This window comes from Rhodococcus sp. NPDC054953 (assembly GCF_053609225.1).
This window is the reverse complement of sequence record NZ_JBSGXD010000045.1, coordinates 1-7,898: the sequence shown is the minus strand read 5'-3', so window position 1 is coordinate 7,898 and position 7,898 is coordinate 1. Positions and strand designations below refer to the sequence as shown.

11 protein-coding genes and 1 pseudogene are annotated in these 7,898 nt (G+C 70.4%); 6 read left to right on the top strand and 6 right to left on the bottom strand.

The genetic code is table 11. From position 1 onward, the window contains the following. Positions 1-126 (bottom strand): annotated as a pseudogene (locus ACWF62_RS20225) (glucose-6-phosphate dehydrogenase (coenzyme-F420)); the annotation flags it as partial. Positions 127-364: 238 nt separating this feature from the next. Between ACWF62_RS20225 and ACWF62_RS20220 the strand changes: the two are divergent. Beyond that, positions 365-1,138 carry a DeoR/GlpR family DNA-binding transcription regulator gene (locus tag ACWF62_RS20220; protein WP_452631188.1) on the top strand — a complete coding sequence of 258 codons (774 nt, stop codon included), beginning with the start codon at positions 365-367 and terminating at the stop codon, positions 1,136-1,138. 9 nt (positions 1,139-1,147) lie between these two features. Here the strand turns inward: ACWF62_RS20220 and ACWF62_RS20215 are convergent, their stop codons facing one another. The 3 genes from ACWF62_RS20215 to lppU are packed head-to-tail and all read right to left on the bottom strand — an operon-like array spanning position 1,148 to position 2,623. After that, entirely contained in the window at positions 1,148-1,576 is a 429-nt protein-coding gene (locus ACWF62_RS20215; RefSeq protein ID WP_378509101.1) for a MaoC/PaaZ C-terminal domain-containing protein, read from the bottom strand. Beyond that, positions 1,573-2,022, bottom strand: coding sequence for an FAS1-like dehydratase domain-containing protein (locus ACWF62_RS20210; protein ID WP_378509102.1), 450 nt, complete (start codon positions 2,020-2,022; stop codon positions 1,573-1,575). The genes ACWF62_RS20215 and ACWF62_RS20210 overlap by 4 nt, the downstream gene beginning before the upstream one ends. Before the next feature lie 31 nt (positions 2,023-2,053). Continuing rightward, positions 2,054-2,623 (bottom strand): LppU family putative lipoprotein, encoded by a 570-nt coding sequence (lppU, locus tag ACWF62_RS20205; protein ID WP_378509103.1) that lies wholly within the window; start codon positions 2,621-2,623, stop codon positions 2,054-2,056. 306 nt (positions 2,624-2,929) lie between these two features. Here lppU and ACWF62_RS20200 point away from each other — a divergent pair, with 306 nt between their 5' ends. From ACWF62_RS20200 to ACWF62_RS20180, 5 genes are all read left to right on the top strand, one after another. Beyond that, entirely contained in the window at positions 2,930-3,667 is a 738-nt protein-coding gene (locus ACWF62_RS20200; protein ID WP_378571564.1) for a GTP pyrophosphokinase, read from the top strand. Positions 3,668-3,779: 112 nt separating this feature from the next. After that, complete coding sequence (locus ACWF62_RS20195; protein ID WP_452631186.1) at positions 3,780-4,232, top strand: MaoC family dehydratase; 453 nt, start codon at positions 3,780-3,782, stop codon at positions 4,230-4,232. 71 nt (positions 4,233-4,303) lie between these two features. Next, positions 4,304-5,446, top strand: coding sequence for an acyl-CoA dehydrogenase family protein (locus ACWF62_RS20190; protein ID WP_452631184.1), 1,143 nt, complete (start codon positions 4,304-4,306; stop codon positions 5,444-5,446). Further along, positions 5,443-6,444: an acyl-CoA dehydrogenase family protein gene (locus ACWF62_RS20185; RefSeq protein ID WP_452631182.1), complete on the top strand. Its 1,002-nt coding sequence runs from the start codon at positions 5,443-5,445 to the stop codon at positions 6,442-6,444. Before ACWF62_RS20190 ends, ACWF62_RS20185 begins: the two co-directional genes overlap by 4 nt. A 95-nt stretch (positions 6,445-6,539) precedes the next feature. Next, positions 6,540-7,334, top strand: coding sequence for a FadR/GntR family transcriptional regulator (locus ACWF62_RS20180; protein WP_378509108.1), 795 nt, complete (start codon positions 6,540-6,542; stop codon positions 7,332-7,334). 52 nt (positions 7,335-7,386) lie between these two features. Here ACWF62_RS20180 and ACWF62_RS20175 read toward each other — a convergent pair whose 3' ends face one another. Together ACWF62_RS20175 and ACWF62_RS20170 are read right to left on the bottom strand one after the other, a co-directional pair. Further along, complete coding sequence (locus ACWF62_RS20175) at positions 7,387-7,683, bottom strand: putative quinol monooxygenase (protein WP_378509109.1); 297 nt, start codon at positions 7,681-7,683, stop codon at positions 7,387-7,389. A gap of 98 nt (positions 7,684-7,781) precedes the next feature. Then, on the bottom strand, positions 7,782-7,898 hold a 117-nt coding region (locus ACWF62_RS20170; RefSeq protein ID WP_452630739.1), incomplete at its 5' end, for an acetyl-CoA carboxylase biotin carboxyl carrier protein subunit.

The window sequence follows — 7,898 nt, the reverse complement described above, 5'->3', positions numbered from 1 at the left end:
CGGCTGAAAATGATCCGACACCGTCGCCGAATCCATCCCCCGCTCCTCCGCGAGGACCGCCAACTCCACCAACTCCCGCGGCCCGAACTGCTCCGCCGACGCCTTGTACCCGAGCTTGAGGGTCATGCGGGCACCCCAACGTGGCGGCGTGCGCGGCCGATCCGGTCCATCTGCATCGAGGCTCCTCGGTGTCCAGGTGAGGTTGCGTGAGTTCACGCACCGTTTGCGCGCTATCGCGCATTCAATGCCCGTAATCATGCAAATGATGGCGTTGCGTGTCAATAATGTGCGCGCACGGGTGGTTAGACTCCGGATGCGCGCCTCGCCATCGGACCGTCCGGTCATCACTCAAGGAGGAACCAGCGTGTCTGCGAGCACCCGACGACACGAGATTCTCGAGCGACTCGTCGCCGACGGCTACGTCGAGGCGAAGGCGTTGTCGCGCGACCTCGGCGTCGACGCGTCGACGATCCGCCGCGACCTGGACGCCCTGGTGCGCGGCGGGAAGGCCGAACGGACGCACGGCGGCGCGCGGCCCGTCGACGGCACCCATTCCGAAATCCCTTACGCCGTCAAGGAGAACGTCCGCAGGGCCGAGAAGGCGGCGATCGCACACGAGGCCGCCGGCCTGGTGCGCGACGGCGACAGCGTGATCCTCGACAGCGGATCCACCACCTACCAGGTCGCGACCGCACTGCGGCACCGGTCCGGGCTGACGGTCATCACCAACGACCTGCGCATCGGGAAGTACCTCGCCACCCTCCCCGATGTGCGACTGCTGGTGGCGGGCGGCGAACTGCTCGGCTCGGTGTTCACCCTGGTCGGTGAGCGCACCGTCGAGTTCCTCACCGACTACTCGGTCGACTGGACGTTCCTCGGCGCGGACGCGATCGACCCCGACGCGGGGATCACGAACAGCAACACCCTGGAGATACCGGTCAAACGGGCCATGATCGCCGCGGCAGCCCGCACCGCGGTACTCGCGGACAGTTCGAAGTTCGGGCAGCGTGCCCTCGCCCGCGTGGCAGCACTGACCGAGGTCGACACGATCATCACCGATTCGGGGGCCCGGACCGGCGAGGAGGACCGGTACGGAACCCGGCTACGGTGCGTCGACGCCGACGCCGACGCACCCTGACCGACCGGGCTACAGGCGAACGTGTGCCTGCGTCTTCCCGAGCACCGTCTGCCCACCGCACGTCACGGTGACGTCGAGCCGCGCGGTTCGGGTCTCCGGGTCGAGCCGAGCGACCTTCACCGCGACGACAAGGTCCGCGCCGTCGATCGGGTCGACCACCACGGGCCTGGTGAACCGGGTCTCGTAGGAGGTCACCGCGGTCGGGTCCCCGATCCAATCGATCACCACCTGCAGGGCGAGGCCGGCGGTGAGCATCCCGTGCGCGAGGACCCCCGGCAACCCGACGCTGGCGGCGACGGTGTCGTTGTAGTGGATCGGGTTGGTGTCCCCGGACGCACCGGAATAACGAACCAGATCCTCGCGGGTGACGGTCAGATCCGACTTGGCGACGATCGCGCCGATCTCCAGGCCCGCAAAGTCCACGGCGGTGCCGCTCATGCGTCGTCCCCCCGCACCAGCAGGGAGGACGTGACGGTCGCGACCGGCTCCCCCGCGGCGTCCCGGATCTCGAAGACGGTGGAAAGAATCGCGTTGCCCACCCGCTCGGTGACGTCGGTGATCGTCAGCGTGGTCGACAACTCGTCGCCGGCGACGATCGGCCGGTGCTGTTCGATCCGCTCCGACCCGTGCACGACGCGGCTGGGGATCACGCCGGTGTCGGGAGCCTCCACCAGCTGCAGGACGGCCCGACCCGCGGTCACCGTGGTGAACGTCGGCGGCGCGATGACGTCGGCAAATCCGGCCGCGCGCGCCGCGTCGACGTCGTGGTGCAGGGGGTTCGTGGACCGCACGGCGCGGGCAAACTCCCGGACCTTCTCGCGGCCGACCAGGTAGTTCGGCGGCGAGAAGACCCGGCCGGCAAGGGTCGGACTCAGTGATGACATCGGTCGAGCGTATCGGTGGGCGGGCAGCGGGCTAGTAGGAGTTCACCGATTCGGTGCACACCGTGAACCGACGATCCGGGTGGGTGAACCCGCCCTCCTCGCATCGTTCGACGTCGGTGACGTCCTCGACGATCGCGGTCACCCGCTCCACCCACGTCGCGGTCGGGTCGGTGCACTCGACCCGGAACGGCTCGTCCGAGCTGTCCGGCACGCTCATGCACCCACCGACGACCCAGTCAATGTCCAGGCACAGCGCTCCCTGCTCGACCGAGTCGTAGGTCTCGTAGTAGACCTGGTCCGCGTCCGACGGGCACTGGGCGTTCTCCGACGCCTTCCCAATGACCTTGTAGTTGGAGTCCATGCTCCCGCAGGTGGCGTGCTCGATCTCCGCGGCGTCCACCGAGCCGCCCAGGTTCACGCAGTCCCCCACCTCGGCCCGGAAGTCGGTGCTGCCGCCGCCGTCGCCGACGTCCTGCCCGGTGATCGCCGTGACCTGCGCGGATGCCGTTCCCTCCACGGTCGGTGCCGAGCAGGCCCCGACCGCGAACACCACTCCCGCGAGAATCCCCGCCACCCGCATCGGCGTCGTCCACCTCGTCATCGCGACCTCCACCCGTCGAATCCGTCACCGCTCCGGCGGCAACCGGACCAGCTGAATCCTGGTCGATGCGCCCTCGCGCGCCGCGGCCACCCCACCCGCATCCGCGGCGCGGCGCGTCTGCTATCCGCCCCGCCCGCTCGTGTTGAATGGGGGTTCATGTGCCATCCGCCAGCGAAACCCCGCGCATGAACCCCCATTCAATGCCGGGCGAGGGGACGGGGCCGACGACGGGAATCGGCACAATGGAGGGCGAGCATCGACACGCGCCGCCCGACCCGGGCCCGCGCCCGCAGTGAGGAAGCACCCGTGAGCACGCACTTGTCCGGTGACGGCGTCGAGCCCGAACTGGCGATCCTGTCCGACCTGTTCCGCGACGTGACCGGCGGCGACGCGCCAACCGAGCCGACACTGGACTCGTTGCGGGAGATGCAGCAGCGGCTGACCCGTTTCCGCCTGAACTACAAGTTCGCGATCGACGCGACGCTGACGAAGATCACCATCCTCCGCGAGGAGTTCGAACTCGCCCACGACTACAGCCCGATCGAGCACGTCAACAGCAGGCTCAAGTCGATCGAGTCGCTGCTGCAGAAGGCGATCCGCATCGGCTGCCCACCGGACATCGAGTCGATCCGCGACCAGATCCGCGATATCGCGGGGATCCGGGTGACCTGCGCGTTCGTCTCGGACGCCTACTGGGTCGCGGAGATGCTGACCAGCCAGCCCGACGTGACGCTGATCGAGGTGAAGGACTACATCGCCGCCCCGAAACCGAACGGCTACCAGAGCCTGCACCTGATCGTGCAGGTGCCGGTGTACCTGTCGGACCGCACCGAGATGACGTACGTCGAGATCCAGATCCGCACCATCGCGATGGACTTCTGGGCCAGCCTCGAACACAAGATCTACTACAAGTACAACAAGGCCGTGCCGCAGCGGCTGCTCGAGGAACTGAAGGAGGCCGCCGACGCCGCGACCGAGCTGGACCGGACGATGGCCCGGCTGCGTGACGAGGTCGCGGCGATCGAACGGGAGGCGACCCGCTGACCCGCGCGGCCGCTGCTGTCGGCCGCACCGCGGTGTTCACCGGCGGCCACCCGTTTCATGTGAAACCCTCCCCACCACAGGCGATGTCCGAACGACACCCGAGGAGCACCGCGTGAAGACCTTCGATTCCCTCGATGCGCTCGAGGCCGCGCTGGGGCAGGCGATCGGCCCCGGCGACTGGCTGACGGTCGACCAGGACCGGATCAACGCGTTCGCCGATGCCACCGGCGACCACCAGTGGATCCATGTCGACCCCGAGCGGGCCGCGTCCGGCCCCTACGGCGCGACGATCGCGCACGGCTACCTGACCCAGTCGCTGCTCCCCCTGCTCGCCGGTCGGCTGTACACGATCGACACCGGGTCGGCGCGGGTCAACTACGGCAGCAACAAGGTTCGGTTCCCCGCTCCGGTACGGGCGGGGTCGCGGATCCGGGCGACCACGACCCCGGTCGCCCTCGAACGCGCGGCCGCCGGAGCCTTCCTCACCTCCGCCGTCACCATCGAGATCGAGGGCGCCGACAAACCGGCGTGCGTTGCCGAGGTCGTGACCCTCATCGTCGGCTGACCGTCGGCCCGTCCGGCCCTCCAGCCGAGACCACCACGGCTACCGTGAACTGCGAGCACAGGGAGGACGTCATGCGCACACCGCTGGTACCGGCCGCCACACCGCCGGATCCAGGAACGAGGGCCCTGCGGGCCGAGGTTCGCACGTTCCTGCGCGAGCAGATCGAGGCAGGCGCCTTCACTCCCGGCGTCGACACCTGGCTCACCCGCTGGGACCGCGCCTTCACCCGGGCGCTCGCGGACCGCGGCTGGGTCGGCATGACAATTCCGGTCGAGTACGGCGGGCACGGGCGCACGTTCATGGAACGGTTCGTCGTCACCGAGGAACTGCTCGCCGTCGGCGCACCGGTGGCCGCGCAGTGGGTCGCGGACCGGCAGGCGGCGCCATCCCTGCTCAACTACGGAACCGAAGACCAGAAGCGACGCTTCCTGCCCGGCATCGCACGCGGTGAAATCTGCTGGGCCATCGGCATGTCCGAGCCGGAGTCGGGCTCCGACCTGGCGAGCGTCCGAACCCGGGCCGCCCGGGTCGATGGCGGCTGGTCCCTGTCGGGCACCAAGCTGTGGACGTCCGGCGCGCACCACGCGGACGCGTTCTTCGCGCTCGCCCGCACCGCCCCGCCGGACCCCGCGCACCGACACGACGGGCTCGGACAGTTCATCGTCCCCCTCGACTCCCCCGGCGTGACGATCGAGCCGATCCTGTCGATGTCGGGCGATCACCATTTCAACGAGGTGCGACTCGAGGAGGTGTTCGTTCCGGACGAGCTGGTGCTCGGCACCGTCGGTGACGGTTGGACGCAGGTGACGTCCGAACTCGGCTTCGAACGCAGCGGCCCGGAACGATTCCTGTCCACCTTCACCCTGCTCGCCGCGACCGCCGACGAGGTCGCGGCGGGGACGCTGCCCGCGGATCCGCGGATCGGGGCCCTGGTGGCCCGTCTCGTCGGGCTGCACCACATGTCGACGGCGGTGTCCGAGGCACTGGAGCGCCGCGAGAACGCGGAGGTCGCGGCCTCGGTGGTGAAGGTCCTCGGCACCGCCACCGAAGGCGACATCGCGGACCTGGCCGACGAACTGGCAGGAGAGGAGGCATCCCGGGAGTACGCGGGGTTGGTCGCCGCGGGTGCGCTGCAACGACCGGGCTTCACGCTGCGCGGTGGCACCAGCGAGATTCTGCGCGGCGTGATCGCGCGGGGACTGGGGATGCGGTGAGCGCCGACCTGGACGACCTGACCCGGCTGCTCGATCGGGTCTTCGACAAGGCCGGTGCCCGAACCGGTTTCGATCCGGCGTTGTGGTCAACCCTGTCCGACCTCGGGGTCACCCGGCTGACCGGCGCCGAGGCGGGCGGCGGCTGGCCGGAGGCCGCCGTGCTGCTCGCCGCGGCCGGGGCGAGTGCGGCACCGGTCCCGCTCGCCGAGAACGACCTGCTTGCCGGCTGGCTCGCCGACTCCGCGGAACTGCCGGGCGGCGACACCCCCATCCGGACCGCCGCGGTCGTGGACGGCAGCGGTGTCGCGCACCGGGTTCCGTGGGCCCGCCACGCCGACGCCCTGGTGGTGGTGTGGCCGGACCGGGACGGGCATCGGGTCGCGCAGGTGCCGCGCGCCGGCGTCGACGTGGTCCCGGGCGCGAACCTGGCCGGGGAACCGCGGGACCGGGTGACCGTCGACCCGTCCGGGCTGGCCGGCGTCGCGATACCCGGCACCGTGGTCCGGGAACTGCAGCTGCGGGGCGCGTTGGCGCGGGCGCTGGCGATGACCGGTGCGGCGGGCCGGGTCCTGGACATCGTCGTCGGGCACACCACCACCCGAACTCAGTTCGGCAGGCCGATCGCCGCTTTCCAGGCGGTGCAGCAGCTGGTCGCGGACATCGCGGCGGCCGACGCCCTCGCCCGGGCCGCGACCGAGGCCGCCGTTAGCACCGTGATGGAGAACGGGTTCGACGCGGCGGCAACGGAGTTCGCGATCGCGTCGGCCCGCTCCTGCGCCGGGCACGCGGCGGCCACGATTGTCCGGAACGCACATCAGGCAATGGGGGCGATCGGCTTCACCGCCGAGCACCCGCTGCACCGGTACACGAACCGGCTGCTGGCCTGGCGGGGCGAGTTCGGGTCGGTGCGGTCCTGGGACGACGCCGTGACCGGGGCGGCGGCCGGCGCGGGCGGCGCAGGCCTGTGGCCGTTGATCAGCGGCACCGGGGCGCCGTGAGCGCCGCGGATGACGGGCTCGTGACCTGTGTCAGGGACGACGGCGCCGGGTGCTTTACTGGGTCGACGCAACGACAAGGGCGAGGGAGACGACCGGTGGCCGACAAGACCTTCGCACCGGTCTTCCATGCCCCGAGCCTCGCGACCCGCCCGATCCGGACCCCGAAGACCGCCGAGATCGTGGCCCGCACCCTCCGCACGATGATCATCGAGGGCGCGCTGAAGGACGGCGACCACCTGCCCCACGAGGCGGACCTGATGGACCGGTTCGCGATCAGCCGCCCCACCCTGCGGGAGGCAATCCGGCTGCTTGAATCGGACGGGCTCGTCGAGGTGCGGCGCGGATCCCGGGCCGGTGCCCGGGTATGCGTCCCCGGCCCCGAGGTGGTTGCGCGGCCCGCATCGATGCTCCTCGAACTGTCCGGTGCCACGATCGCCGACCTGTTCGTCGCCCGCGAAGCCGTCGAACCGGACGCCGCCCGGGTGCTGGCAGCGGAGGGCAGCGAGGAGGATTTCGACGAGCTCGCGCGCATGGTCGAGGAGGACCTGCCCGCGTCGTATGCGTCGAAGACTCTGGTCGCCGGCCTGTCCGCGTTCCACCTGCGGGTGGTCCAGCTGTCCGGCAACGCGCCGCTCGCGATCATTGCCGGGATGCTGTACGAGCTGACCCGGCACGACACCGGCCCCGCCGTCCTGGAAACGGACGAGGACCGCGAACTGTACGCGGCAAACCTGAAACTGGCGGTCCGCTCCTGCAGGCGACTGATCCGGCTACTGCGCAGCCGGGACGCGGACGCCGCGTTCTCGCATTGGCGCAAGCACGTCGTCAACGCCCGCCCGTTCCTGATCGACGGGCGCGGCGCGGAATCGGCGCGCGGCCGCGTCGGCTGACGCCCCGACCACCGCCGGGGTGCCGCGGCCAGGGCCACGGCACCCGGCGCGGTCAGATGTCCGCGGCCACCGTGCCCGTCGTCAACGCCGGTGCACCGGCCAGCAGCGGCCCCAGGTCGGTGATCGCGCCCTCCCCGGCCCGGAACCTGCGGTAGGCGGCGTCATGCTCGGCCGACTCCCACCGCTCGATGAACCGCCAAGTGTTCGGGCTCGTCGCGTCGATCACCGCGTCCACCCCGAGGCACCCGTCGAAGGCGCGGGTCTCGGTCAGCACGCGGCCCATCACCGCACGCGCGGCGTCGAGGGCATCGGGTTTGAAGGTCAACTCGAGGACAGCGATCAATGCCATGTTTTCTCCTACGGTTCGATCCGCCCGAAGGCGGCTGCGCCGCCCGTGAGTCCTTTCGGCCCGCCACGGGACCACAAGGACTCACGGGCGCGGAGCGCCTACTTGAGTTCGGCCAGCACCGTGCCCTGCGTGATCGCCGCACCCGGCTCCACCGCAAGACCGGTCACCACACCCGACTTGTGCGCGGTCACCGGGTTCTCCATCTTCATCGCCTC